Source organism: Anabaena catenula FACHB-362 (genome assembly GCF_014698735.1).
GTDB lineage: Bacteria > Cyanobacteriota > Cyanobacteriia > Cyanobacteriales > Nostocaceae > Anabaena > Anabaena variabilis_A.
In genome coordinates this window covers 14,353-40,626 of the sequence record NZ_JACJTQ010000046.1, presented here as the reverse complement: position 1 = coordinate 40,626, position 26,274 = coordinate 14,353, and the positions used below count along the sequence as shown (strand labels likewise).

The 26,274-nt window shown below is 39.8% G+C and carries 20 protein-coding genes; 9 read left to right on the top strand and 11 right to left on the bottom strand.

Going from position 1 to position 26,274, the window contains the following annotated elements; all coding sequences use genetic code 11:
• The first annotated feature begins 632 nt into the window (after positions 1-632).
• Positions 633-830, top strand: a complete 198-nt coding sequence (locus tag H6G68_RS21975; protein ID WP_071191267.1) for an NblA/ycf18 family protein — start codon at positions 633-635, stop codon at positions 828-830.
• 714 nt (positions 831-1,544) lie between these two features.
• Here the strand turns inward: H6G68_RS21975 and H6G68_RS21970 are convergent.
• From H6G68_RS21970 to H6G68_RS21930, 9 genes are all read right to left on the bottom strand, one after another.
• A complete protein-coding gene (locus H6G68_RS21970) occupies positions 1,545-3,143 on the bottom strand; it encodes a serine/threonine-protein kinase (protein ID WP_190908547.1) in 1,599 nt (532 codons plus the stop codon).
• Positions 3,144-3,473: 330 nt separating this feature from the next.
• On the bottom strand, positions 3,474-3,920 hold the full coding sequence (locus H6G68_RS21965; protein WP_190908546.1) for a hypothetical protein: 447 nt from the start codon (positions 3,918-3,920) through the stop codon (positions 3,474-3,476).
• A 90-nt stretch (positions 3,921-4,010) separates the two neighbouring features.
• The gene (locus H6G68_RS21960) at positions 4,011-5,186 is read right to left on the bottom strand and encodes an anhydro-N-acetylmuramic acid kinase (RefSeq protein ID WP_422596601.1); all 1,176 of its coding nucleotides are present in this window, start codon (positions 5,184-5,186) and stop codon (positions 4,011-4,013) included.
• Positions 5,187-5,276: 90 nt separating this feature from the next.
• On the bottom strand, positions 5,277-5,876 hold the full coding sequence (kdpC, locus tag H6G68_RS21955; RefSeq protein WP_190908545.1) for a K(+)-transporting ATPase subunit C: 600 nt from the start codon (positions 5,874-5,876) through the stop codon (positions 5,277-5,279).
• A gap of 132 nt (positions 5,877-6,008) precedes the next feature.
• Positions 6,009-8,114 carry a potassium-transporting ATPase subunit KdpB gene (gene kdpB / locus H6G68_RS21950; protein WP_190908544.1) on the bottom strand — a complete coding sequence of 702 codons (2,106 nt, stop codon included), beginning with the start codon at positions 8,112-8,114 and terminating at the stop codon, positions 6,009-6,011.
• Positions 8,083-8,298 carry a hypothetical protein gene (locus H6G68_RS21945; RefSeq protein WP_190908543.1) on the bottom strand — a complete coding sequence of 72 codons (216 nt, stop codon included), beginning with the start codon at positions 8,296-8,298 and terminating at the stop codon, positions 8,083-8,085. Before H6G68_RS21945 ends, kdpB (H6G68_RS21950) begins: the two co-directional genes overlap by 32 nt.
• 72 nt (positions 8,299-8,370) lie before the next feature.
• Complete coding sequence (kdpA, locus tag H6G68_RS21940) at positions 8,371-10,056, bottom strand: potassium-transporting ATPase subunit KdpA (protein WP_190908542.1); 1,686 nt, start codon at positions 10,054-10,056, stop codon at positions 8,371-8,373.
• Positions 10,057-10,599: 543 nt separating this feature from the next.
• Positions 10,600-11,271 (bottom strand): response regulator transcription factor, encoded by a 672-nt coding sequence (locus H6G68_RS21935; RefSeq protein ID WP_190908541.1) that lies wholly within the window; start codon positions 11,269-11,271, stop codon positions 10,600-10,602.
• 9 nt (positions 11,272-11,280) lie between these two features.
• The gene (locus H6G68_RS21930) at positions 11,281-12,411 is read right to left on the bottom strand and encodes a sensor histidine kinase (protein ID WP_190908540.1); all 1,131 of its coding nucleotides are present in this window, start codon (positions 12,409-12,411) and stop codon (positions 11,281-11,283) included.
• 311 nt (positions 12,412-12,722) lie between these two features.
• Here H6G68_RS21930 and kdpA (H6G68_RS21925) point away from each other — a divergent pair, with 311 nt between their 5' ends.
• The 6 genes from kdpA (H6G68_RS21925) (at position 12,723) to H6G68_RS21900 (ending at position 19,246) form a co-directional block, all read left to right on the top strand.
• Positions 12,723-14,402, top strand: a complete 1,680-nt coding sequence (kdpA, locus tag H6G68_RS21925; RefSeq protein WP_190908539.1) for a potassium-transporting ATPase subunit KdpA — start codon at positions 12,723-12,725, stop codon at positions 14,400-14,402.
• 186 nt (positions 14,403-14,588) lie between these two features.
• Positions 14,589-16,655 (top strand): potassium-transporting ATPase subunit KdpB, encoded by a 2,067-nt coding sequence (gene kdpB, locus H6G68_RS21920; protein ID WP_190908538.1) that lies wholly within the window; start codon positions 14,589-14,591, stop codon positions 16,653-16,655.
• Positions 16,656-16,704: 49 nt separating this feature from the next.
• Positions 16,705-16,926, top strand: coding sequence for a K(+)-transporting ATPase subunit F (gene kdpF, locus H6G68_RS21915; RefSeq protein ID WP_190908537.1), 222 nt, complete (start codon positions 16,705-16,707; stop codon positions 16,924-16,926).
• Positions 16,927-17,018: 92 nt separating this feature from the next.
• Entirely contained in the window at positions 17,019-17,630 is a 612-nt protein-coding gene (gene kdpC, locus H6G68_RS21910; RefSeq protein WP_190908536.1) for a K(+)-transporting ATPase subunit C, read from the top strand.
• 14 nt (positions 17,631-17,644) lie between these two features.
• Positions 17,645-18,766, top strand: a complete 1,122-nt coding sequence (locus H6G68_RS21905) for a sensor protein KdpD (protein WP_190908535.1) — start codon at positions 17,645-17,647, stop codon at positions 18,764-18,766.
• A 153-nt stretch (positions 18,767-18,919) separates the two neighbouring features.
• On the top strand, positions 18,920-19,246 hold the full coding sequence (locus H6G68_RS21900; RefSeq protein WP_190908534.1) for a chitin binding peritrophin-A domain-containing protein: 327 nt from the start codon (positions 18,920-18,922) through the stop codon (positions 19,244-19,246).
• 348 nt (positions 19,247-19,594) lie between these two features.
• Here the strand turns inward: H6G68_RS21900 and H6G68_RS21895 are convergent, their stop codons facing one another.
• Both H6G68_RS21895 and priA read right to left on the bottom strand, forming a co-directional pair.
• Positions 19,595-20,902, bottom strand: coding sequence for an FAD-dependent oxidoreductase (locus tag H6G68_RS21895; RefSeq protein WP_190908533.1), 1,308 nt, complete (start codon positions 20,900-20,902; stop codon positions 19,595-19,597).
• Between the two features lie 259 nt (positions 20,903-21,161).
• Positions 21,162-23,714, bottom strand: coding sequence for a primosomal protein N' (gene priA, locus H6G68_RS21890; RefSeq protein ID WP_190908532.1), 2,553 nt, complete (start codon positions 23,712-23,714; stop codon positions 21,162-21,164).
• Positions 23,715-24,460: 746 nt separating this feature from the next.
• Here priA and H6G68_RS21885 point away from each other — a divergent pair.
• Positions 24,461-25,630 (top strand): RpoD/SigA family RNA polymerase sigma factor, encoded by a 1,170-nt coding sequence (locus H6G68_RS21885; protein WP_127052468.1) that lies wholly within the window; start codon positions 24,461-24,463, stop codon positions 25,628-25,630.
• 89 nt (positions 25,631-25,719) lie between these two features.
• Positions 25,720-26,214 carry a GNAT family N-acetyltransferase gene (locus H6G68_RS21880; protein ID WP_190908531.1) on the top strand — a complete coding sequence of 165 codons (495 nt, stop codon included), beginning with the start codon at positions 25,720-25,722 and terminating at the stop codon, positions 26,212-26,214.
• Positions 26,215-26,274: the final 60 nt, after the last annotated feature.

Here is a 26,274-nt window from a genome sequence, read left to right as displayed (position 1 = left end):
CAATGATGTCCCAGGATGGCAAGATAAGGTTAGGGACTATATTGATGAATTAATCAATAAAAAGCCGTCCTAGAAGGACGGGGCTTGTATCCCATTATTTTCGGTCAATAGTCATTGGGAATGAGGGAGTGATACCCGTTCCTCGTTCTCAGTCATTGGTTCAATCATTAATATTTGAAAAATCCAGTAAATATACTCAGCATTTTGTTCAATCTGAGCATTTTTCCTATTTACAAATTGATAAAAATATCTTTAACCTCTAAATTTACCTAACGAGGCTAAATTTACATAATCTAGAAAATAGACATCTTGCACCTTTCACCCTTGTAAGTCTCAACTGCAACTTGAGTTAATTAAGCCAACCCAGGAAGCATCCTGAAGCCCACTTGAGTTGCAACACCGGTTTATTTATCCGAAATATACCTGATCAGACTTGAGTTGTATATTAGTAGCTCTAGGTGCAAAACATCTCAGCAGAAAAACCAATCTTAGGGAACTAGGCGTTTTGTCAAACAATTGTTATCTTTCTTAATACGGATCAACAAATGTAAGGCATATACTGTCCCAAGTATGATCCCTTTGGCTCTTATGTAAGCAATATCACTTTTACGCGTTGTTTTTTGGTTTTAACTATGAATCAACCAGTTGAGCTTTCCTTAGAACAGCAATTTAACATCCGCTCATTTGCTACACAAGTTCAGCACATGAGCCATGAACAAGCCCAAGACTTTTTGGTTAGGCTTTATGAGCAAATGGTTGTGCGGGAGGCAACCTATAAAGAACTTCTCAAGCATCAGTGGGGACTAGATCCAGGCTCCACTATGGCATAGAGTAAATATTCTTGTGTCGCAGTGGGCGACCTCCTTCTCTTGCTAGGTTCCAGGGAGGAAAACAGCTGGGGATGCTGGGGCGTCAACTTCGATCAGCGATCGCAACTGCCTTTAATTCAGAAACTTGTCTCAGTAAATTAATTCGCATTTTAATCAAACTTTCACAAGTCTTTATAGAGAGCAGGTTGTAAGTAGTTCACTCAAATCAATAATTAGCCTTTATATTTGATTGACGCATTTGACGCAGCCACGATCATATTATTTGGCTAAATAAACTTTTACAACCTTTTGTACACTAACTGCCTGTACATCTCTAGTATAAATTTCAAGCTTCTATACTTGAATTATACTGGATTAGATATTTACTATTCTCCGCTTCCAAGTTTTATATAACTATAATTTCCTAATCTAGAGATATTTTGTTTATAAAAGTTTACGTTTTAGGATTGAGTGCTATAGCAGGAGGCAGGAGGCAGAGGGCAGGAGGCAGGAGGGAAAGCCTTATTATATCTAAGTTTCAAGGATTAATAATGTCCTAATTATCCTGGCTACAGCTATATAAAACTACATATATTTTTTGTAAGTACCTCAGCAAGCCCTAATTATACATTTAGCCAAAAACTAAAAATCTCTGTATTCTTTTACTGTTCCCTATTCCCTCCCCTAAATATGCAATTTATTTTGCATGACTACTTATACATAATGAGATTAACTTTAACCAGACAGGTCAAATGGTGAATCGGTATCCATTGCTTCCAGCTTGGCTAGGATTAGCGGTTTAATCTTTTCATACTCTTTTTTGAGTAACTCCTTACTGTATTGTGCGTCCCCAGATGATGCCAATATCTTGCTCATTTGCAGCCACTCTTGTAGTCGCTCACATTGACTGGAGGCAATATTGGAAGGTAGAACATGAGTACAGCGACTGGGTCTCTCTCGTGCAAAGAATAGCAAGCGATAATTACCTGTATATTGCAGTAAGCGGACGATCTCCTGTCCAAAAGTGGTTTTGAGATCAATGTAGTAAGGTAACCATTTAGCTCCATGTTTGCGGTTATAGATAACTGTAATCCACAACAGCATTGGGTGAGGAAGGGAAATGAAAAGAAATTGATTGTAGCGGGTACAGACTAAGCGCTTACGAATTTCTTGTTCAGGTAGCATTACCCACAAGGCTGGTAAAGCTTCGCCATGATTATGGATAGTTTGGGGAAAAAAAATATCAGCGATTGGTTTATTTGAAGGCCAAGAAGCCAGACGAGCAATCTCATCGCTGATGGGGGATATCCGCAGTTCAGTTTTGTTTTTTTTGTCAATTGCTGGGGCTAGGCGCTTTTCAGGTTTTGTCTGTTTTTCAATATTGGTATGAGTTGTGAAACTTTGATTGACTAAAGGAATATTTTGACTATTCTTTTTACGTATCTTGTCCTCCTGTTCTGCGGCTACTAAGACAGCGAGGATATCATTAATACTTTGAGGGCGATCGCTTGCTTTTTTTGCTAAACAACTCATCACCAAATCTTCGACTGGCTTTGGTATTTGTAATGTGGGATTAACTTCAGTAAATGACAGAGGTTTTTGAAACAGATGAGTTTGATACCATGCTCCAAAAGTCTGAGTCAACGCCATCAGTGGCATTTTACCTGTGAGCATCTCAAACATCATCACACCCAAACTATAGATATCCGAGCGATTATCTAATTCTTTACCCTCAATTTGCTCTGGAGAAGAATAAGCGAGAGTACCCAAATAGAATTTCGTCTGATCACTATCCGACATGATTAACTTGGCTATGCCAAAGTCTAATACCTTGACTAATTCCCCAAAACTGGCATCTTGAATTACCAGCATATTGCTAGGCTTAATATCACGATGGATAATTGGGCAGATTACCCCATCTACTGGGATACCATTATGAGCGCACTGTAAGCCCAGACAAATTTGCCGAGCCATACTGAGGAATCTAGATATAGGTAGATTTTGGTTGCGGATTACAGTATTTAGGCTTTGTCCTTGCAAGTATTCCATCACGTAGTATGGAGTGTTATTTTCATCTACGCCATAGTCCATCACGCGGACAATATGAATGCTTTTTTGACCTAGCAAAGCACAGGTTTTTGCTTCTCGCTCAAAACGTTCTTGCAAACGCATTTTTTCGTTTTGCATGGATAAGGCGAGAAACTTAATTGCAACGGGTACACCTCCCAACAAAATATCCTTAGCACGATACACCCGTCCCATTGCTCCAGTCCCAATTAGTTCTTGAAGCTGGTAGCGTTTGCTGAGTAAACGACCAATGTTGGGGTCTGACATAGATAATTCGACTCCAATGTTCAACAATCGTGGATTAAACCTTGATAGAGGTCTAATTTTTGCATTTTTCTTTCTTTTAGTAAAAAACAAGTAGGGTGTTAATGGAATTATCTAGCTGCTTAAGTATATTCACTCACACAGTTTTGAATATTGTCAATATTTTTTTGCTTTAGCAGCTGATTACATAGAAAGTAAGTGTCTTATCTCTAGTGCAATTGTCTTTTTTTACTTTTCTAGGGGTAAATTCAAACACTGTAGATTCTGAAGCCCTTTGAGCTAATTTTAATTAACTAAAAATAGACAAGATTCACTTTTCTAGAATCAGGTTCCCTATGTGGGTTGACGCGCTAGGCTGGCTTCCATTGTACTGGTTAAAAAATGACCTGCTAGGATACCGCTAGTGAGATAGTAATTATCATCTGACACCTGGTGTAAGGTTTCAAAACCGCTACGACGTTCACGATCGCCCAATACCCAGTAACGCTGTACGATGGTATCTGGACAAATCCAACCTTCACCTTCAACCTGTCCTAAAAGATTGTGCTGGAGTAAAAAAGTATATTGACGATCGCCATTATGCAGTCTTCCTTTATATTGGCAAGATATTTCTGAGCGATCGCTGCCTGGAAATACCAACTTTGTTGCCATAGAAAACCAGTTCTCACGATTCCAAACTACTAAAGTCATGCCCTTAAAGCTGATTGGCATACCATTACGTTCCAACCAACTTCCTTGCATGATCCAGCGTCCTGGTTCTAATAAAAAAGTGTGAGTCACCGAATATAGTCCTTGTGTTGAACCAATACGTAAAAATAGAGATATATATTTAACATAGTCTACTAAGGAAAAATCAGCAAAAAATATAGTTCATGCAGTACTATTACTGTGAACTTCTCCTAAAAGGACTTCTTGTTCCGCGCCAGTTGCAGCGGGTAAGTTACCAGGAATACCTAGTTGTCGCCAGTATGCTAAGACGGCGAAGGCGATCGCTTCTTTAAAAGCCGCACTTAAGCCGACATCATCTGTAGTTAAAACTGGAATTGATGCCAATAACAACTCTAACCGATGTTTTAAGTAAAGATTTCGACTACCACCGCCACATAATAATACTCTTTGTGGCATTTGTGGTAAAAAGGTTCGATAACTGTGAACAATTGAAGCTGCGGTCAGTTCTGTAATTGTCGCCAACACATCTGCGGGGCTGAGTTGGTAGACTTGGGCATCTTGTAAACAATTATTGAAGTATGTGACACCAAATAACTCACGCCCGGTAGATTTAGGTGGTGGTAAATGAAAATAATCTTGACTGAGCCATTTTTCTACCAATGGATGGTAGGGAGTACCGCTAGCTGCCCAAGTCCCGTTTTCATCGTAGCTTTTAGCACCATCTGTAAAATGTTGTACAGCTAGATCCAACAAACTATTGCCAGGGCCTGTATCCCAACCAAGAATTTGAGAGAGCCAGTTGTCACACCGAGCAGGTATATAAGCAACATTACCAATACCACCAATATTTTGAATACAACGCCCTTCTTGTGGATGACTGAGCAAATAGGCATCAACTCTAGGAACAAGAGGCGCACCATGACCACCAGCGGCAATATCAGCCACACGGAAATTACTGATAGTAGTAATACCTGTAAGGCGCGAAATTAAATCACCCCGACCAAGTTGCAAGCTATAGCCCAATGAGAGAGGGAGAGAAGTTTTCTCCCCATTTATCTGCGGTGGTCGATGGTAAACTGTTTGACCGTGGGAGCCGATTAAGGTAGCTGGTGGATGACCAATTTGAATATTTTGGGCGGCTTGGGAAAAAGCTAGAGCGATCGCATCATCTAGTTCTGCTAATTCTGCCATTGAGATGGCTGCACCAGCGCAAATTGCCAAAATCTTTTCTTGTAGTTCAGCGGGATAAGAATATGTTTCCCCTGCTACTAATTCAATTTTTAGATCCAAATCCGTACCACAAATCTCTACCAAAGCGGCATCTATGCCATCTACGGAAGTACCACTCATTAAACCGATCACGCGAGTTGGGTGCATTGGCAGAGATTTTGATTTAGATTGCAACAGTAGTTTAATTCATACTCTGGCCGATGTCAAAACCTGCAACATCATACTTAAAACTAATTATTAATTTTGGTTACGGTTCACATCTTGTAAATCAAGAGCATAATTTAAACGTAAAATATTTACTCCGGGTTCACCAAATATTCCTAAAAACCTGCCATCAGTATACTTATTAATTAAAGGTATTATATCATCATCTTGGATGCCTCTTGCCCGCGCTACTCTTGCTAACTGCTGTCGCGCTGCTTTCAAGGAAATGTGGGGATCTAAACCAGAACCAGATGTGTAAATTAAATCTGCCAGCGGTTGTATATTGTCATCTTGGAATTGATTTGCTTGCTCCCGAATCCTATTAGTGAGGTCTGGATTACTAGGAGCGAGATTACTAGCTCCAGATATACCCGTTGGCTTGGCTTTCCTGCCTTGACTATATCTCACTGCACTTGGACGACCCTGAAAATATCGTTCTGATGTAAAAAGTTGACCAATCAAAGCCGAACCAATTGGTTGATTATCAATGTTTAACATGATGCTACCTTGGGCTGAAAATGGGAAAGCAAACTGACCAATTCCCAGGATTGCCAGAGGATAGATAATTGCTGTCAATAACCAAAGCAATAGAGTCATCCGTATGGCTCGGATAGCTTCTTGAATAAATACCATAATTGAATTTTAGATTTTAGATTTTAGATTTTAGATTTTAGATTTGGGATCTGGATAGTAAGATTTGAATCGCGATTTAAAAGGTTCTCCGCGTCTCCGTGTCTCCTATCACTTCTTCAATTCCTGCTGTATTTAAGCTAACCCCACCAATGTAATTAGCATATCTAATAATTTAATAGCAATAAATGGGGCAATCACACCACCTAATCCATAAATCAAGATATTGCGTTGCAGAAGTTGATTAGCTGTTAAAGGTTTAAATTGTACACCCTTCAATGCCAAAGGAATCAAAGCCGGAATAATTAAAGCGTTATAAATCAGTGCCGACAGTACTGCTGAATTAGCACTGGTTAACCTCATAATATTCAAGCTTTCTAGATTAGCAGCCGTAAAAATCACTGGAATAATGGCAAAATATTTAGCAATATCATTAGCGATAGAAAATGTCGTTAAAGCCCCACGAGTAATCAACAATTGTTTACCAATACTAATGATATCAATCAATTTTGTGGGGTCAGAGTCCAAATCCACCATATTAGCTGCTTCTTTGGCGGCTTGAGTGCCTGTATTCATGGCCACACCTACATTAGCTTGTGCTAAGGCGGGAGCATCATTTGTCCCGTCTCCTGTCATCGCCACCAGTTTACCCTCAGCTTGCTCCCGTTGAATGACGCTGATTTTCTCTTCTGGTGTGGCTTCGGCTATGAATTCATCTACTCCAGCCTCTTTGGCAATGACAGCAGCAGTAATGTAGTTGTCTCCAGTGAGCATGACGGTACGTACTCCCATTCGCCGCACTTGGTCAAACCGTTCGCGGATACCAGGTTTGACAATATCTTTAAGATAAATAACACCGTAAATTTCATTATCTAGGCAAATGGCTAGGGGTGTACCTCCTTGGTGGGAAACTTGTTCGTAGGCGGTATCTAATTCTGGGACTATGCGTCCATTGCGGGAAGCGACAAACCCTTTAATTGCCGCAACTGAGCCTTTCCGTACTTCCCTTCCACCTGGTAAATTAGTGCCACTCATGCGGGTTTTGGCGGAAAATTCTACTCCTTGTGATTTTTTGCGGTCTAAGTCAAACTTTGCGCCTAACCTTTCTGCTAGTCGGATGATAGATTTACCTTCAGGTGTATCGTCCAATATACTAGCGGCTAAGGCGATATTGGCAATTTCGGCCATTGTATGACCGTTGATGGGGATAAATGCTTCTGCCAAACGGTTACCGATAGTGATTGTACCTGTTTTATCTAATACAAGAGTATTAATATCTCCACAGGCTTCCACTGCCCTTCCTGAAGTAGCAATAACGTTAAATTGGGCGACGCGATCCATACCTGCGATGCCAATAGCGCTGAGTAAACCGCCAATGGTAGTGGGAATCAGGGCGACTAAGAGGGCAATTAGTGTGGGTACACTGACTGGACTGTTCACATAATAAGCGAAGGCAGGTATTGTCGCGACCACAAATAAAAATACGAGGCTGAGAACTGCCAGTAGTACCGTCAAGGCTACTTCATTGGGTGTTTTGCGACGTTCTGCACCTTCGACTAAGGCAATCATCCGGTCAATAAAGCCTTTACCGGGGTCAGCGGTGATGCGGATAATTAATTCGTCGGAGATGATGCGAGTACCACCAGTAACGGAACTGGCAACATCTGAACCTGATTCCTTGAGAACTGGTGCAGATTCCCCAGTAATTGCTGATTCATCCACGGAAGCAACACCCAAAATCACTTCACCATCAGCGGGGATGATATCACCTGCTACGACGTAGACAGTATCACCTTGTTTGAGGCTGGTAGAAGAGACTTTCGTAATTGTGCCATCGACGACGATTTTTTTGGCGATGGTTTCTGATTTTGTTGATCGTAAAGCATCAGCTTGGGCTTTACCGCGTCCTTCGGCTAAAGCTTCCGCAAAATTGGCAAACAAAATGGTGAAGAACAAAATCACTGTGATCAAGCCGTTGAAAAGTTCCGGGTTTTTCTGGTTAACTGTCCCAAATAGTGGGGGATATATGGTTGCAGCTAGGGTGATGATGGTTCCCACCCAAACCAGAAACATGACAGGATTTTTGATCACATATTGGGGATGCAGCTTAAGAAAGGTATCTCTAATTGCCCTAGTGTATAGTCCCTGGGTACTTACCCGCTTTTTTTGGCGTTTTTGACGGCGATCGCTAGGACGAGGACGGGAAGATTTAGGTTTTGGGGTAGTTGCAGCTGGATTCATATATTAGGTAATTGGTGATTGGTGATTGGTGATTGGTGATTGGTGATTGGTAATTGGTAATTGGTGATTGGTAATTGGTGATTGGTGATTGGTGATTGGTGATTGGTGATTGGTGATTGGTGATTGGTAATTGGTGATTGATGATTGGTAATTGGTGATTGGTGATTAAGGTTTTCCGTGTCACCGTGTCACCGTGTCTCCGCGTCTCCCCATCTCCGCGTCTCCGCGTCCCCGCGTCTCCCCATCTCCGTGTCCCCTAACTTCCAGAGGCTAATTTAAAACCTTCGGCTATGGGGCCTAAAGCTAAAACTGGGAAGAAAGTCAGTACTCCTAAAATGATGGTTACGCCGGCGGTGACAGTTGTAAATAGGAGAGAATCGGTTCTGAGGGTAGCACGGGTTTCTGGTTGTTTCGGTTTGCGGGACATACTATCAGCAAAGAGGAGGATGGCAATAATGGGAATGTAGCGCCCTGCTAAAATGCTGAAACTGGTACTCAAGTTCCACCAAAGACTGTTGTCCTTCAAACCCTCCAAGCCAGAACCATTATTTGCTGCGGCTGAGGCGTATTCATAAACTACTTGAGAAATACCATGAAAGCCTGGGTTGCTGATTCCTGCTAGGGAGATAGGATAGGCTAGAGCGATCGCACTGGGAATCAACACTATCATCGGATGAATCAGTAAAACGACGCTGGCCAGAAAGATTTCCCGTTTTTCTATTTTGCGCCCGAAAAATTCTGGGGTGCGTCCTACCATTAACCCAGTGATGAACATGGTAAGAATTAGGTAAATAAATAAGTATGCTGTGCCTATTCCCTGTCCTCCCCAAATGATTTGGAGAAATAAGTTGAATAAGGTGGAAAATATGCCTTGAGGCATGAGGGAATCATGCATCCCGTTGACAGCACCGCACATGGTAGCAGTAGTTGTAACTGCCCATAATGCTGTTTGCGCCCAGCCAAATCTCAGTTCTTTACCTTCTAAGTTCGGTAGTTCTACTCCCAGGTTTTTGTTAATGATGGGATTTCCTTGCAGTTCGCCAACGGTAGTCACCCAAATTAGAATTACAAAGATAATAAACACCATCCAAAATAATAACCAAGCTTGTTTGAGGTTATTGGCAAATACGCCGTAGGTGTAAATTAAGGATGTGGGGATAGAAATCATGGCGATAATTTCTATTAAGTTAGAAGCGCCATTAGGATTTTCAAAGGGGTGGGCGGAGTTAGCGCCAAAAAAACCGCCGCCGTTGTCACCTAACATTTTGATGATTTCAAAGGAAGCAACTGGACCTCTAGGTATATACTGAGTTCCTCCCTCTAAGGTTTGGAGAACTAGAGTTTCTTTTAATGTTTGCGGTACACCTAAGATAATGAGTGCGATCGCACCGATAATGGAAAGAGGTAGTAAAATGCGCGTAATTGCACGAGTGAGATCCACATAAAAGTTCCCTAACTTTCTCCCTGTCAACCCGCGAATAAAAGCAATTCCTACCGCTAAACCTGTGGCTGCTGAGGTGAACATTAAAAAGCCTAAAGCAGCAGTTTGGCTAAAATAGCTTAAGCTTGTTTCTCCCACGTAGTGTTGCTGGTCAGTATTAGTCAGAAAAGAAATTGTAGTGTGCAGTAATGTATCCCATTTCATCGCCCCAAAGCCGTTAGGATTCCAGGGTAAAAGTCTCTGAAAAGATATTAGTAAATATACAGAAATTCCCATGACTAGATTGGTGCATATTACTGCCCGAATATACTGCCAACCTGTCATCTCATCTTTTCTGCGGACACCCGCTAGTATATAGAGAATTTTCTCTATTGGGTTCATGATAGGGTCAAGCATTGTGCTTTCTCCTAAAAATACACTGGCTATGTATTTTCCCAATTTGGGAGTAATGAATATGACGATACACAGCGTTAACGCAATTTGTAAAAAACCTTGTCCCATTTAGTTTGTACTCAATTAAACTGAAGTTTTAGCCTGTCAATACTTAGAGATAACAGATGAATGAATTACTCGTAAATTTGATGGTTAAGAATTGGGTGATTGCTCTAATCACCTCAAGAGAGTAAATCTGAATTTACTATTTTCTAGATGTTGGTTGAAGTTGATGTTAAAAATATTTCTATCTTACTCTTATTCATTTTTTCGCTAGTTAGCATTATCTATAGGATTCCTATATTTATACAACACATTATCTCTCCTGCCTCTCAAGATATAGAAACCAATGATAACTTTTTTACACTATTACTGGTTTCTAGTATAAGATTACACCCTTTAAAATATCTCATGCCAAACATAACCGAGATTAGCTGATGATTATATTCTATATTTTCGAGTTTTGGTGAATATAATTAGTTATGCCAGGACATATTGCCAGATTAAAGCTGTAAAGTCTAGTACCACAGGTCGTAATTCGTAATATTTCCTTCGGTCCCGCTAGGGATACGTAATTCGTAATTCGTAATTCTTAATTAAAGACTATTTCAGTTATAAGGGATTAATTAACTGTTTTTGTAAAGCAACAACAACAGCACTTTGACGATCACCGACTCCTAATTTATGCAGGATTGCATGAACATGAACTCTGACAGTTCCATCTGTAATGTAAAGAGTTTCAGCTATTTGATGATTGGTTTTGCCGGCGGCTAGAAGTGTGAGAATTTCTTCTTCTCTGTGGGTAAGAGGATTAGAGGCTTTTAAAATATTTTCTGAACGGATATGAGATGAATCAAATGCAAAAGAAGAACGAATTTCTTTAGTTGCAGTTTCATCCCACCAAGATGCTCCAGCAGCTACAGAACGGAGAGCTAAAACCAATTTTTCAGCGGCAATTCCTTTGAGACAATAGCCTTGAGCGCCAGCAGCAATTAACCGCGCAATTAGGAATTTTTCAGCATGGGAAGTGAGGACTAAAACTGGCAAATTGGGATATTTTTGTTTAATTTGGTGACAGGCTTCAATACCCCCAATTCCTGGTAATCCTACATCTAAAAGAACGACATCGAGAGAATGCTGGTTGACTAACTCAATGGCTATTTCACCATCTTCTGCCTCGGCGATAATCTCCAAACCAGTTTCCTGCTGCAATCGCACACGCAAGCCTAAGCGGAAAAGTTCATCATCCTCAACTAGGAGGATTTTTATAGGGGTAGAAGACATCTCATGTATTTAAGACTGAAATGGCAAAACAGGGAGCTTGAAACCAAAAATGGCACCATTGGGAACTCTGTTTTCTGCCCATATTATACCGTTATGGGCTTCAATAATTTGCCGAGATAAGTAAAGTCCTAATCCAGAACCTTTAGCTTGGCGTTGGGAAAGCCCGCCGCGATAGCAAAGCGCTCCGTAGGAATCGCTATTTCCTTGGTAAAATCGTTCAAATAAGTGGGGAAACTGTTCGGGTTGAATACCTGCACCTGTATCTAAAATTTTCACAACTTGATAGGAGGTTTGGGGTTCTAAGACGACTTCGACATGATCACCGCGCCGAGAATGGTTGATAGCATTGATGAGGAGATTGCTAAAAACTCGTTGCAGTTGCAAAGCATCACCGTTAACCCAGAGCGATCGCTTCCAATCGGAGTTACCATAGTTTAAAGATAGATGAATGCGACGATTTGCCGCTAATTCAATCAAAGTCGCCGCTGCCGTTTCTGCTAATATGCTTAAATCCACAGGAGCTAAATCTAGTTTTAAGCCTTCAGTATCATTGCGATAGACATCTAACAAAGTTTCTAATAAATCTAGGGAAGTTTCATGGCTACGTGCCATTGTTGCCAAAACTTTCTGCTGCATTGGTAAAACAGCGCCAAATTTTTCTTGTTGAAAAGCTTTAATAGTTTCAATGGCTCCTAAAAGTGGTGTTTTTAAATCGTGGGTAAGTGTGGAAGCAAAATCTTCTCGCAGTCTTACTAATTGGGCTTGGGCTTCTAGTTGAGTTTGAGTGAGGGCAATGGCTTTTTGAGATTTTCGCAATCGTTGACTTAAAAATCCTGTGACTATTAATGCTATTGCTGCAATGACTCGACTAGCAATAGTAGAAGCCTGAATGACTTCCCTTACGGGTATCCACACATTTAACATGGTTAGAAAAACAGCTACAAATGTGGCGCTTTTTGTTGCCATTCCCCCAAACCAAGAATTAACTAATAAAATTGCTCCACTGTAGAGATATCCAAAAACATAGTCATTTGGGGTGGAATATTCTAAAACTCCTAGAAAGATAAATATAGTGACAATCAGTAATATTTTACCAACGCGTAAGTTATTGTTTATTAATTTATTTTTAAAATATACCATTTACTAAGTTACCTTTTCTCAACTTATATAACTATAGCAATTATCAAAGTTTAGATCCCCGACTTCTTAAAGAAGTTAGGGATCTTGTTTACTAGCGTTTAGGTTTTACCCTAAACTTTACTAAACACTGATATATATCTTTAGGTAGATAGATAAATAGAAAAAATAAACAGTTTTTATATCCTTATATTCCTTGTTTTTATTCCGAAAATCATCAATGATATAAATTCATCCAGACTACGATATGGCTGAATAATTCAAAAATTGGTTTTACTGAATTTTACTGATACTGCTAGGAGTTTTTATAATTCATGTTACAAGGTTGGATGCAAATTGCATTGACATTAATTATCGTCATTGCCACTACTCCCTTATTAGGGAAATATATTGCTCGTGTTTTTCTAAGAGAAAGAACACTGCTCGACTCTGTGTTAAATCCCTTTGAAAGAATAATTTTCTTATTAAGTGGAGTTCGCCCAGAAGATGAAATGACAGGTTGGCAATATGCAAAAGCGGTGATTTATAGTAATCTTGCTATGGCGATTTTAGTATTTTTGATATTGATGACTCAAGGATTTTTACCGCTAAATCCTACAGGGTTAAAAGCGCCAAGTTGGGATTTGGCATTACACACCACTCTCTCTTTTTTAACCAACACAGATCAACAGCATTACTCTGGAGAAACAACCTTTAGTTATGCCAGTCAAACCTTTGCTTTAGGCTTTTTAATGTTTACTTCAGCCGCCACAGGTTTAGCGGTGGGGATTGCCTTTATTCGCGGCTTAACTGGCAGAGGATTAGGTAATTTTTACGGTGATTTAACTAAATCAATTACCCGGATTTTACTACCTATGTCCGTTGTTGGGGGTTTATTATTAATCATGGCTGGTGTACCCGAAACCCTTGCAGGAGTAGCCACAGCGACAACATTAGAAGGAGCAACTCAAGCGATCGCACGTGGTCCAGTTGCCCATTATGAGATAATCAAACAAATTGGTGAAAATGGCGGCGGTTTTTTTGGTATTAACTCAGCTCACCCCTTTGAAAATCCCAACGGTTTTTCTAATTTAGTAGAAACTTGGGCAATGATTTCTATCCCTTCAGCTTTTATTTACACCTATGGAGTATTTGCTAATAATCTCAAACAAGCTTGGCTAGTATTTTGGATGGTATTTATCATCTTTGTTTTCTTGGTAGTAATTACAGTAATTGGTGAATATCAAGGAAATCCACTTGTTAATTCCTTGTTAGGATCACAGCAACCCAACTTAGAAGGAAAAGAAGTCAGATTTGGTTGGGCGCAAACAGCACTTTGGGCAGTAATGACAACAGCAACAATGTGTGGTGCTGTTAATGGAATGCACGATTCATTAATGCCTCCCGGAGGATTTTCTACCCTCTCAAATATGTTTTTACAAATTATTTGGGGAGGACAAGGAACTGGCACAGCATATTTATTTATCTACTTGATTTTGGCAGTATTCCTGACTGGTTTAATGGTAGGAAGAACACCAGAATTTTTAGGACGCAAAATTGAGAAACAAGAAATAGTTCTTTCCAGCGTAGTTTTATTAGTTCATCCTTTCGCAGTTTTAATTCCTTGGGCGATAGTTTTTGCCTTTCCCGATACTCTTTCAGGTATTAGTAACCCAGGTTTTCACGGCGTTTCTCAAGTAGTTTATGAATATGCTTCCGCTGCTGCAAATAACGGTTCTGGTTTTGAAGGTTTGGGAGATAATACCCTGTGGTGGAACCTTAGCACCAGTGTCAGCATTTTAGCCGGTCGTTACATTCCTATCATCGCTTTATTGTTACTAGCAGATGGTATTTCTAGAAAACAACCAGTTCCCATGACTGCCGGTACTCTCAGAACTGATACTCGTTTATTTACCGGAGTTACAGGTGGCGTAATTTTAATTCTTGGGGCGTTAACCTTCTTCCCCGTATTAGTTTTAGGTCCTATTGCTGAATGGTTTTTACTTGCTAAATAAACTATATCTTTCTTTTCTCACGCAGAGACGCAGAGGCGCAAAGAAAGAGGAGTTGCTGAATTGAAGTATGAAATTAGAAAATCTCAAACTTTGCGTCTTTGCTCCTACCCTGCGGGATCTCCTAACGGAGATTGTACCTTTGCGCGAAATATAATTCATATCCAAGAGAAAAATAACTAAATTTTCATGAAAACTACAAAAACTCGACAAGAACGTAAACATACCCCCAAAGTCAAAAAGACTGGACTTTATTCTAGGGCATTTAAACAAGCATTTGTCAAATTAGACCCACGCAATATGCTGAAAAATCCAGTTATGTTTTTAGTGTGGGTGGGGACGATTATTACGGCTTTAGTAACTATTGAACCGAATCTTTTTGGTGTTACTCCTGGTAATAATCCGCGACTTTTTAATGGTTTAATTACGATAATTTTGTTCTTTACTCTTGTTTTTGCAAATTTTGCGGAAGCTGTTGCTGAAGGAAGAGGAAAAGCTCAAGCTGACTCTTTACGGGCGACAAAATCCGATGTCACAGCCCGGAAACTTCTTCCTGACGGTTCTATTCAAGAAGTTAATTCTACTACCTTGCGTCGTGGTGACCAAATTAAAGTTATCGCTGGTGATGTAATCCCCGCAGACGGAGAAGTAATTGTTGGGGTGGCTGCTGTAGATGAATCTGCTATTACTGGGGAATCTGCACCAGTATTGAAACAGCCAGGAACTGATATTGCTAGTTCTGTAACTGGAGGAACTCGCATTAATTCTGATGAATTAACAATTAGGGTGACATCAGATCCAGGTCAAGGTTTTATTGACAGAATGATTGCTTTAGTTGAAGGGGCTTCTCGTACTAAAACCCCCAATGAAATTGCTTTAACTGTACTTTTGGCAGTGCTAACTCAAGTTTTTTTAGTGGTAATTGCCACTCTACCTACAGTGTCAGTTTATGTTAAATCACCTGTAAGTATTGCGGTATTAATTGCCTTATTAGTGGCGTTAATTCCTACTACAATTGGCGGATTATTAAGTGCAATTGGCATTGCGGGTATGGATAGAGTCGCCCAATTTAATGTCATAGCTACATCTGGAAGGGCTGTAGAAGCCTGTGGAGATATTAACACCTTGGTTTTAGATAAAACGGGAACAATTACTTTAGGAAACCGCATGGCGGAGGAATTTATTCCTGTTAAAGGTCATTCCCTTGATGAAGTTGCTCAAATTTCTTTAGCATCAAGTATTTTTGATGAAACTCCCGAAGGAAAATCAATTGTTAAATTAGCGGAATCATTAGGCGCAAAATTAGATTTTAGTTCAAAAAATGCGGAGGGGATTGAATTTTCGGCAAAAACGCGAATGAGTGGGATTGATTTACCTAATGGAGTAGAAATTCGTAAAGGTGCTGTAGATGCAATTAAAGGATTTGTGCGTTCTCGAAATGGACAATTAACACCAGAACTTGATGCAGCTTATGAGCGAGTTTCTAAATTAGGTGGAACACCATTAGCGGTTTGTAAAAATGATGATGTTTACGGTGTAATTTATCTCAAAGATATTATTAAACCGGGGATTAAAGAACGATTTGATCAAATGCGCCGCATGGGAATTAAAACTGTGATGCTGACAGGAGATAACCGTCTTACTGCTTCGGTAATTGCCCAAGAAGCTGGTGTAGATGATTTTATTGCGGAAGCAACTCCAGAGGATAAAATTGAAGTAATTCGGAGTGAACAAGCTCAAGGAAAATTAGTCGCTATGACTGGAGATGGTACTAATGATGCTCCGGCTTTAGCTCAAGCAAACGTGGGTGTGGCAATGAATTCTGGTACACAAGCAGCGAAAGAAGCTGCAAATATGGTGGACTTGGATTCTGACCCGACAAAATTAATTGATATCGTCACTATTGGTAAACAATTACTAATTACTCGTGGGGCTTTAACAACTTTTTCAATTGCTAATGATGTCGCCAAATACTTTGCAATTATTCCGGCAATTTTCCCTGGTATTGGTGTTAGCGGTTTAAATATTATGGGTTTGGTAAGTACCCAATCAGCGGTTTTATCAGCTTTGATTTACAATGCTTTGATTATTCCGGCATTGATTCCTTTAGCATTAACTGGTGTGAAATTTCGTCCTCTCACCGCTGACCAACTTTTGCAAAGAAACATCTTTATTTACGGATTAGGTGGCGTGATTGCTCCTTTTATTGCTATCAAAATCATTGACATTTTCATTGCATCTGTAGGACTAGCCTAATCAAAACTCCGCGTACCTCTGCGTTTAAACTCCTTCACCCTCTTAAATTATGAACCAACTATCAGAACGCATCAACTATAAACGGAATCGTCTTCCTCTGGGTCTGTTTTTACTACTTTGCTTTAATGTATTACTCGCACCAGCAGTTCAAGCCGCAACACCGATATCAGAATCGCGTTTTTCAGCTTACACAATTACTTTGTTGGGACTTGTTACTCTGTGTCTTTGTGTTTATTTGTTTGTTGTGATTTTTCAACCTGAGAGGTTTTAATTACTAATTTGTAATTCGTAGGTTGGGTTAAGCAACAGCGTAACCCAACAAAAACTTTAACTTTAATAGTTTTTAACTAGGGAGATTTGAATATGAGTCAGAGATATCAAGTTGGTAAGGCGATTCGTTCGACTTTGGTTTTATGGGTGATAACGGCTTTTATCTATCCTTTATTTATGTTGATTTCGGGACAAGTTGCTTTTTCTTATCAAGCGAATGGTAGTTTAATTACGAATTCCCAAGGTGTAATTATTGGTTCAGCATTAATTGGTCAACCATTTACGAGTGAAAAGTATTTTTGGAGTCGTCCTAGCACTACCAATTACAGCACGGCTGATGCAAAAAATGATGAAGCTGGTATTTTGAAGACTGGTGTATCTGGTGCTAGTAATTTAGCTCCCAGTAATCCAGCATTGCTAGAACGTATTAACGGGAATGAAGGTGAAATTCAGCGACTTAAAAAAGCGGATATACAACCTACGGCGGATTTAGTTTACACCTCTGGTTCTAGTCTTGATCCTCACATTACTCCTGAAGGTGCAAAGGCGCAAATTGCAAGAGTAGCCAAAGCGCGGGGAGTTCAACCAAATCAACTAGAAACTTTAATTTTACAAAACACAGATGGTCGCTTTTTGGGTATATTTGGTGAACCTGGTGTGAATGTTTTCAAGCTAAATCTATCATTGGATAAAATTAATAAATAAGTAGGAACTTGTTCATGATTCATCCCAATAACCTATCCCCTGACAGTTCTTATATCCGTCCTGCTCGACGAGGAAAGCATAAGATATTCATTGGTATGGCTCCCGGTGTGGGGAAAACTTACAAAATGCTGGAAGAAGCACACCAACTTAAACAAGATGGGATTGATGTTGTTATTGGTGTTTTGGAAACTCATGGACGCAAAGACACGGCTGCAAAAGCTATAGGATTGGAGGTAATTCCTAAAAAAACCATTATTCACAAGAATATCAACCTCCAAGAAATGGACACGGAGGCAATTTTAGCACGCTCTCCCCAACTGGTTTTAGTTGATGAATTGGCTCATACAAATATACCTGGTTCTCTGAGAGAAAAACGTTATCAGGATGTAGAAGTAATTTTAGCAGCCGGCATAGATGTTTACTCTACTGTTAATATTCAACATTTGGAAAGTTTGAATGATTTGGTAGCAAGAATTACGGGTGTTGTGGTGCGAGAACGCATTCCCGATATTCTCTTAGATGAAGCTGATGCTGTGGTTGTTATTGATGTCACTCCAGAAACTTTAGAAGAGCGTTTGCGGGAAGGTAAAATCTATGCTAATGATAAAATTGAGCAATCTTTAGAAAACTTTTTTCAGCGTCGTAACCTGATTGCTTTGCGGGAATTGGCATTAAGAGAAGTAGCTGATACTGTTGAGGAGGAAGCAAATACTTCTATCTCTACTGGACACAGTTGTAATGTTCATGAACGAGTTTTAGTATGTGTATCTACTTATCCAAATTCAATTCAATTATTGCGTCGTGGGGCGCGGATTGCCAGTTATATGAATGCCAGGTTGTATACTGTATTCATTGCCGATCCTGAACGTTTTCTCACCAAAGAAGAAAGTTTACATATTCATACTTGTGAGAAACTATGCCACGAATTTGGTGGTGAATTTATTCATGTTAAAAGTAACAATGTTCCTCAAGCAATTGCCCAAGTTGCTGCAACTCATCATATTACCCAAATAGTCATTGGTGAAAGCCAGCAGCCTCGATGGAAAAGATTTTTTAAAGGTTCTTTTACGCAACGATTGATGGAGTTAATCAGAGATCAAAAAATAGATTTACATATTATTGCTACTGAGAAATAATTTTTTGCCCATAGACACCAGGAGGAGACTTCCTGTATGACAATACCCACGCGAAAAATATAAATTTTTATAACAAAAATATAATCACATAATTTTACTGGGAATATATTCAAATTGATACCCTAATTCAGAATTTGCCGGGATAAAGAAACCATGAAAAAAATCCTGTTATTTTGTTGTGCAATGATTTTAGGAATGTGGATCACTATCAGTCCTGCACTCGCTGCGGAGAGCAACAGCACTGAAACTACTACTGATAGCAACAGCCTTACACTCGTGACGACACAATGTGAAAGTGAGGGATTTCACCCTAATCCAAATGACTGCCAAAAATTCTACCGCTGCGTAGATAACGGTGATGGTAGCTATAGAAAGTATGATTTTGAGTGTGGGACGGGTACAGTTTGGGATGAAGAACTAGTAACCTGTAACTATCCTTACGCCATTAGTAAAAATTCACAATGCTTACAAGGTAAATAATTTAGAACTTACCCTTTGTACAAATTAATCAAAGTTTTTCCTTTAAGTCTATCTGTGCCAATTCTTTCTCTGCCCTCTTTTCCATGATGCCATTACCCGTTCTTCTTCTCTGAAAACTATACCTATCAAGCCTTTCACTTTGGTGTTAAGTCTCTTGTTTATTTGTTAAGACAGATACGGGTAATGGATAGCCCGCAAGCGAGTAGGCGACTATGATGTATCTCATTCAAGTGCATACCGCTATAATATATTTAATTTTGCACATCTATGGCTACGCCACGCAAGCTATCATACTGAATTGGTATAAGTCCCACTAATTACAACAGAATTAAGCAGTTGGGAATTTTCCTATTCCCTATTCCTTGTCATTATTTTTTTGACTTTGGATATCCAACCTTGGTATTTATGCAAAATTTCTCTGTAAGGAATATCGTCTGCAAATACGGACTCAAATATAGGTGGTAAGAAAGTTTTGGGAAAGATTTGATGGAGAATTTTGGCTAAGGTATTGCGAATAATAAACTCAGTAAATAAATGGTTGGAAGTAGGGAAGGAATAATCGCTTAACTCTCTTAAAGCAAAAGCATCAGGTTGACGACGCAAGCTATATTCTGTTAATGATTGTGCTAAATTATCAGCATATTCATCTAAAATTTTATCAAAAATTAGCACATCTTCCAAAGCTGAATTGCATCCTTGTCCAATGGAAGGTGAAACTGCATGAGCGGCATCACCAATTAACAATACACTATCTCCTAAATGATAGGGGTTACAGCGCACTGTTAAAACTCTCGATATCGGTCTTTTAGCAAATTCTTCTGCTTCAAATGCTGGCATTAATTGCCCAATAATCGGGAAATTATCTTGAAAGAATTTCTGCACTTCTTCAGCATTTGCGAGTTGTTCAATGGGATTATTAGCATATGGAAAAAGGATGACTCCGTTCATGTTTCCATCTATTTGATGCAGCATGAGTATGGAGATACCATTATTTATTCGCCAAGCGTGAACTTTCTGTTTTGGTAAATCAATTCCTGGTATTTGATCTGGATTGGGAAGAAAAATAGATTTATAAGCATTGGGAACGTAATTTTTTTCAAATTGAAAATCATCCGTATTGAGAAAAGCTTCTCTGACTACAGAACGCGCTCCGTCAGCACCAATTAGTAAGTCATAATTGCTAGTAAATTCTGTTATATTATTTGAGGATGTACTTTGGGAAAATTTAATTGTTTTGTTTGCCGAATCTATTTCTGTACATTGACAATCAAAGTGAATATTAATGCGGCTGTTATCATATTTTTCGACTAATTTCTCTAAAATGACAGTTGCTAAATTAGTTCTATCTAGGGTAATAAGAGGTATTTTTCTTTTGATAACTTGAGTTTTACCCTTCTTTCCATGCAGAATTGAACCTTGTATTTCTAAGCTTACGGCTTTAACTGCTTCCTCTAGTCCGGGAATTTGACGTAAAGCATTCATTCCTCTTTCACCAAGCGAAATGGGAAAGGTGCGGGTTTTGTCAAAGGGAATTCCACGGGGATCGCTACGACGTTCATAAATATCAATTTGGTATTGGTGATGACGACGTAGTAGATAATGAGCTAGAAGAAGTCCGCTAGGGCCAGCACCGATAATTGCAACTTTGTTAACCATGATTTTTGATGTTTACATAGGACTTGCTGTTCGCGTAGCGTGCCGTAGGCATAAAAGTCTTTTGGTTAGGGCTAGGAGTCAGGAGTCAGGAGTCAGGAGTCAGGAGTCAGGAGGAAGAATTAGAAGAAGAGAAGAATAGTCTTGAATCTGGTCAAGTAATAGGTTTTTGGTAGTTCCAACGCTTATTCCTTGCACCTGATTCACCTTTTTAACCTTCAAACTCTTGATATATCTAAGTTTTAGATTTATTCAGCAAGCCCTACATAATATTAATTGGATCTACGTCAATTGTTAAGCTGACTGAGGAAGGACAAAGCACCCTGATTTCTTGCCAATCTGGTAAATTAGGTAATGCATCGGGGGCAAATTTTAGTAATATCTGCCAGCGATAACGATTAGCTACTCGTAAAATATTAGCTGGTGCTGGCCCCAATATTTCAAATTCTTGTTTATCATTGAAAGTTGTAGCAATAATTTGGGCTGTATTTTGGACTTGAATGGGATCAAGACTACTCAAGCGCAATAAAATTAATCTACCATAAGGGGGATAATTAAGTGCTTGTCTTTGCTCTAATTCTGCATCAGAGAAAGATTGATAATCATGGCTTTTAACTGCTTCAATTACTGGATGTTCTGGGGTGTAGGTTTGCACGATTACCCTACCGGGATCTTCTCCTCTTCCTGCACGTCCCGCAACTTGGGTTAAGGTTTGAAATGTGCGTTCATTGGCGCGATAGTCTGATAAATGCAATAACCCATCAGCAGCAACAACACCCACTAACGTAACTTGGGGTAAGTCTAAACCTTTGGTGAGCATTTGCGTCCCCACTAATAAATCTGCTTCACCGTTTGCAAATTGGGTGAGTAAGTTTCGGTGTGCGCCTTTGTTGCGGGTGGTGTCGCTATCAAAGCGAATTAATTTCAGGTGGGGAAATTGGCGGTTTAATTCCTGCGCTACTCGCTGAGTTCCGCTCCCAAAGAATTTTAAATAGGGAGAACTGCATTCTGGACAATGTGGGGGGTGCGATCGCCCATAATTACAATAATGACACCTTAATAATTGCGGCGCACCCTCTTCTACATGGTGATACGCCAGCGAAACGTCACAATTTGGACATTCCAGCACATAACCACAACTGCGACAAGAAACAAATGTGCTATGTCCCCGACGATGAATAAATAAAATTCCCTGTTCTTTCCTTTCTTGTAGCTGTTCTAAAGCTTCTTGTAAAGACCTACTAAATATAGACCGATTTCCCTCCTGTAACTCTCGACGCATATCCACGATTTCCACAGGTGGTAACGGACGCGAGTTAATCCGTTCAGGAAGTGAAAGATAATAAGAGGAAGGGGAGCAGGGAGCAGGGAGCAAGGGGGAAAGCTCTTTTTCTCTACCTCCTTCGTTTCCATGTTCTCCCACACTCACCCAACTTTCCAAAGAAGGAGTCGCGGAACCTAAAATTAACGGACAACTTTCTAATTCAGCACGCCATTGTGCGACGGTGCGGGCGTGGTAGGTGGGAATAGGAGAATCTTGTTTAAAGCTGCTGTCGTGTTCTTCATCCAAGATAATTAAAGCCAAGTTGGGTAATGGCGCAAAAATGGCGCTGCGAGTCCCAATCACTACTTGAGGTTCTCCCGTGAACATTTGTCGCCAAGTATCGTAGCGTTCACCGTCAGAGAGGGCGCTGTGATAAACCTGAACTCTGTTTCCAAATCGGGCGCGGAAGCGATCTGTGAGTTGGGGTGTGAGTCCGATTTCTGGAACTAATACCAAAGCGGATTTACCTTGGTTGAGGAGAGGTGCGATCGCTTGCAAATATACTTCTGTTTTCCCTGAACCTGTTACCCCGTGCAACAATACTTGAGCAAATCCATTTAAAGATTGTATTAATTCTAGGGCGCTATTTTGAGCATCTGTTAAAGATTTTGCTTGATCCCCAGCCATGAGGGGACTTTGTTCTCTGCGTAATATTTCTCGTTCTTCAATTACTATATAGCCTTTTTCTACCAAAGCTTTGAGGATAGAAGTACTGGCGCTACAAATTTGTAATAATTCACTTTGCCATAATTCTCCACCTTGTCGTCGTAGCACTTCCACAATTTCTCGTTGACGGGGGGTTAAATCTCGGTCATTATTTTCTATCAGTGTTACGGCTTTTTGCAGTTTGGGTTGATTTTGTCGTGGCGGTTCTAGGTAGTTTTCTGCTAATCCCAAGCGGATTAATTCACGAGTTCCCCGATAAGAAGATTTAACTTTTTGTTGAATATAGTAATAACTGTAGTCACCTGTAGGGGTTTTTTGTAAGAGTTGTAAAACTTGTTGCGCTATGGGTGACATGAAAACAGAAGTATTGTTAGAGACATCTTGCTCTTTTCCTAAAGGTGTCAGACGCAAACGACGTTGCGATCGCCCTAATAATCCTGGTGGTAGAGCCACCCGAATCACTTGAATTAGAGGCGTATAGTAATAAGCGGCGATGCGATTGAGTAATTCCCAATAGGTGCTTGGGAAAAATCTTTTGCTGACTACATCTTCTACTTCCCGAATTTTGTCTGGTGGTAGATCAACATTAGGCTGTGTCAGTAAGCGAATTGCGATCGCTCCTACCTGTTGTGTCCCAAAGGGAACAGTCAAAATATCCCCTGGTTTTATTTCTAACTGGGGTGGTATTTTGTATGTAAATAAGTCTGAGCTTCCTGGACAATCTACGAGTACTTCAATCCATCTATAAACAGTTGTTTTTGACTGGTATGACTCCCCCGGTTCAGCTACGGCTACAGAAGATAATTTTACGCTCTTAATATACATGATTATCGACTTTTTAGACAGATATTTGCTCACATACCTGGATCAAATTAACCAAGCTTCACTTAATTTTAACTTGTTAGATTACTACAAGCAAACGGTATTTCGCAATACTTTTATTACCAATCATACTTGATAAGTTTTAACTGATGTAATCTACTAGACAATTTAATTTCCACTGTACGTGCAATAAATTTTTGATCCTAACTACACAAATGAAAGTATCTTAGATATTAAAGAATCAATTGCTTAACTACGAAATAGGGAATAGGTTTTTTCCGCCCATTGATAGATATTCAATATATTGGCTATATGAGATGCTTTTATACAATTAATATTTTCCGGATTTTCATCCACCATTTTCGTAATTTGTATCATTTGCTAGACTTACACTCCCATCGCTTAAACCCACTAAAAATATAGAAAAATACATGAAAATTTAAGCTATAGGGTTCTTTAGATGGAATTTTTATATTTGTTAAGGTTGAGAATGTTTGAGAGGGGTTTGACATATTTGGTGATTAAGAAAAAAATGAGGAATATGTCTGCTGGTAGTCAGAGAAGATGGTATTTTGGGTGCAAAGCCCATATAGGTTGTATCTAAACATAACCGAAAAACATGACATACAGGTACAGATTTTCGTTCCAAATCAGGAATTCTTGAGAAGATTGTATTTGTCTAGGTAAATGGATGTATTTATCTCTTAAGAAAAACTACCAATCCTCAAACGAGCATCTGTCACTAATTTATGTACCAAACAAAGCAACAATCCCTAAAGGAAACTATGAATCTTGCTGAATTGGGAACAATGGAAATACTGGAGAACGCGGCGGATCATGAAGAACCATCACTTGATAGTTTAGAGGCAGTAGTATTTGAAGACTCTTCAATTGTAGAAAATTTGGAGTCAGATGAACGCGATGGTGATGAGATGGCAGCCGCTCGTCCTTCGGGATACAATAAAACCGAACATGACGATGCTGTAGGCGCGTTTTTTAAAGAAATGGCGCGTTATCCTCTCTTAAAACCTGATGAAGAGGTAGAGTTAGCGCGACGAGTTAGGTTTTTAGAAGAAGTAAAAGACTTACAAGCGGCTTTGGAATTAGAACTGGGACAGGAACCGAGCAAAAGCGAAGTAGCCGCCAAGTTTGACATGACAGAGAAACAACTGGAAAGTCGCTTGTATCAAGGAAGAGTAGCGAAGCGGAAAATGATTCGCTCGAATCTGAGGCTAGTGGTATCTATCGCCAAGCGTTATCTCAACCGGGGAGTTCCTTTTCTAGATTTGATTCAGGAAGGTGCAATGGGGTTAAATCGCGCCGCAGAGAAGTTTGACCCTGATAAAGGCTATAAGTTCTCTACTTATGCTTATTGGTGGATTAGACAGGCGATTACACGAGCGATCGCTAATGATGCCCGTACCATCCGTCTACCAATCCATATTGTAGAAAAACTGAACAAACTTAAAAAAGCCCAAAGGGAACTCAAGCAAAAACTTGCTCGCAACCCCTCGGAAGCCGAAATGGCAGAATCTTTGGAAATTAGCGTTCAACAACTGCGTCAACTCCAACAACTGCGCCGTCAAGCATTATCCCTCAATCACCGCGTCGGTAAGGAAGAAGACACGGAATTAATGGACTTGCTGGAAGATGAAGATAACCAATCTCCAGAAGCCAAAATGAATGAAAACATGATGCGTCAGGAGATTTGGGAAGTCTTAGGTGATGTCCTTACTCCACGGGAGAAAGACGTAATTTCTCTGCGCTATGGACTAACAACCAGCGAACCCTGCACTTTGGAAGAAGTTGGAAATATGTTCAACCTCTCCCGTGAACGAGTACGCCAAATCCAAAGTAAAGCCATGCGAAAATTACGCCGTCCCCACATTGCTAAACGTTTAAAAGGTTGGTTGATATAAGTCATTAGTCATTAGTCATTAGTCATTAGTTAAGGAAATTTACGCACTTAACTATAAACTATGGACTATCGACTATGAACTAAAGACTAATGACTTCTCATCGCAATTTGATTGTCAGGTTTGCTGAACCCAGTGATTGCACTACACTGTTTGCATTAATTCAGGCTCTGGCAGAATACGAAAAATTATCTCATGCTGTCACTGGCAATGCTCTATTACTCAAGGAGCATTTATTTGGTTCACCAAAATATATAGAGGCAATTTTAGTAGAATCTGCGGGTCAAGCTGTGGGATTTGCCCTATTCTTTCACAATTATTCTACATTTCTGACTAAGCCAGGAATTTATCTAGAAGATTTATTTGTTTTACCAGAATTTCGCCGCCAAGGTATTGGTAAAGCACTTCTAGCTAAATTAGCCAAAATAGCTATAGAAAGAGATTGTGGGCGTTTAGAGTGGAGTGTTTTGGATTGGAATGTCTCAGCACAAGCATTTTACCGCAGCATGGGAGCAGATATTTTAGATGATTGGCGAATTTGTCGTGTTACTGAAGAGGCAATAAAAAAGTTAGCAGATAAAGGATGAAGTGTTTAGAATAAAGGATAAAGTTTTTGATCCACTTTTCCTTTTATTCTTCATTATTAA

Coding starts and splice junctions, on each gene's coding strand:
- H6G68_RS21975 (WP_071191267.1), top strand. CDS start 633: ATGAATCAACCAGTTGAGCTTTCCTTAGAACAGCAATTTAACATCCGC.
- H6G68_RS21885 (WP_127052468.1), top strand. CDS start 24,461: ATGTACCAAACAAAGCAACAATCCCTAAAGGAAACTATGAATCTTGCT.
- kdpB (WP_190908544.1), bottom strand. CDS start 8,114: ATGAATCCAGCTGCAACTACCCCAAAACCTAAATCTTCCCGTCCTCGT.
- kdpB (WP_190908538.1), top strand. CDS start 14,589: ATGAAAACTACAAAAACTCGACAAGAACGTAAACATACCCCCAAAGTC.
- priA (WP_190908532.1), bottom strand. CDS start 23,714: ATGTATATTAAGAGCGTAAAATTATCTTCTGTAGCCGTAGCTGAACCG.
- H6G68_RS21930 (WP_190908540.1), bottom strand. CDS start 12,411: ATGGTATATTTTAAAAATAAATTAATAAACAATAACTTACGCGTTGGT.
- H6G68_RS21900 (WP_190908534.1), top strand. CDS start 18,920: ATGAAAAAAATCCTGTTATTTTGTTGTGCAATGATTTTAGGAATGTGG.
- H6G68_RS21960 (WP_422596601.1), bottom strand. CDS start 5,186: ATGCACCCAACTCGCGTGATCGGTTTAATGAGTGGTACTTCCGTAGAT.
- H6G68_RS21970 (WP_190908547.1), bottom strand. CDS start 3,143: ATGTCAGACCCCAACATTGGTCGTTTACTCAGCAAACGCTACCAGCTT.
- H6G68_RS21935 (WP_190908541.1), bottom strand. CDS start 11,271: ATGTCTTCTACCCCTATAAAAATCCTCCTAGTTGAGGATGATGAACTT.
- H6G68_RS21905 (WP_190908535.1), top strand. CDS start 17,645: ATGATTCATCCCAATAACCTATCCCCTGACAGTTCTTATATCCGTCCT.
- kdpF (WP_190908537.1), top strand. CDS start 16,705: ATGAACCAACTATCAGAACGCATCAACTATAAACGGAATCGTCTTCCT.
- kdpA (WP_190908539.1), top strand. CDS start 12,723: ATGTTACAAGGTTGGATGCAAATTGCATTGACATTAATTATCGTCATT.
- H6G68_RS21895 (WP_190908533.1), bottom strand. CDS start 20,902: ATGGTTAACAAAGTTGCAATTATCGGTGCTGGCCCTAGCGGACTTCTT.
- kdpA (WP_190908542.1), bottom strand. CDS start 10,056: ATGGGACAAGGTTTTTTACAAATTGCGTTAACGCTGTGTATCGTCATA.
- H6G68_RS21880 (WP_190908531.1), top strand. CDS start 25,720: ATGACTTCTCATCGCAATTTGATTGTCAGGTTTGCTGAACCCAGTGAT.
- kdpC (WP_190908536.1), top strand. CDS start 17,019: ATGAGTCAGAGATATCAAGTTGGTAAGGCGATTCGTTCGACTTTGGTT.
- kdpC (WP_190908545.1), bottom strand. CDS start 5,876: ATGGTATTTATTCAAGAAGCTATCCGAGCCATACGGATGACTCTATTG.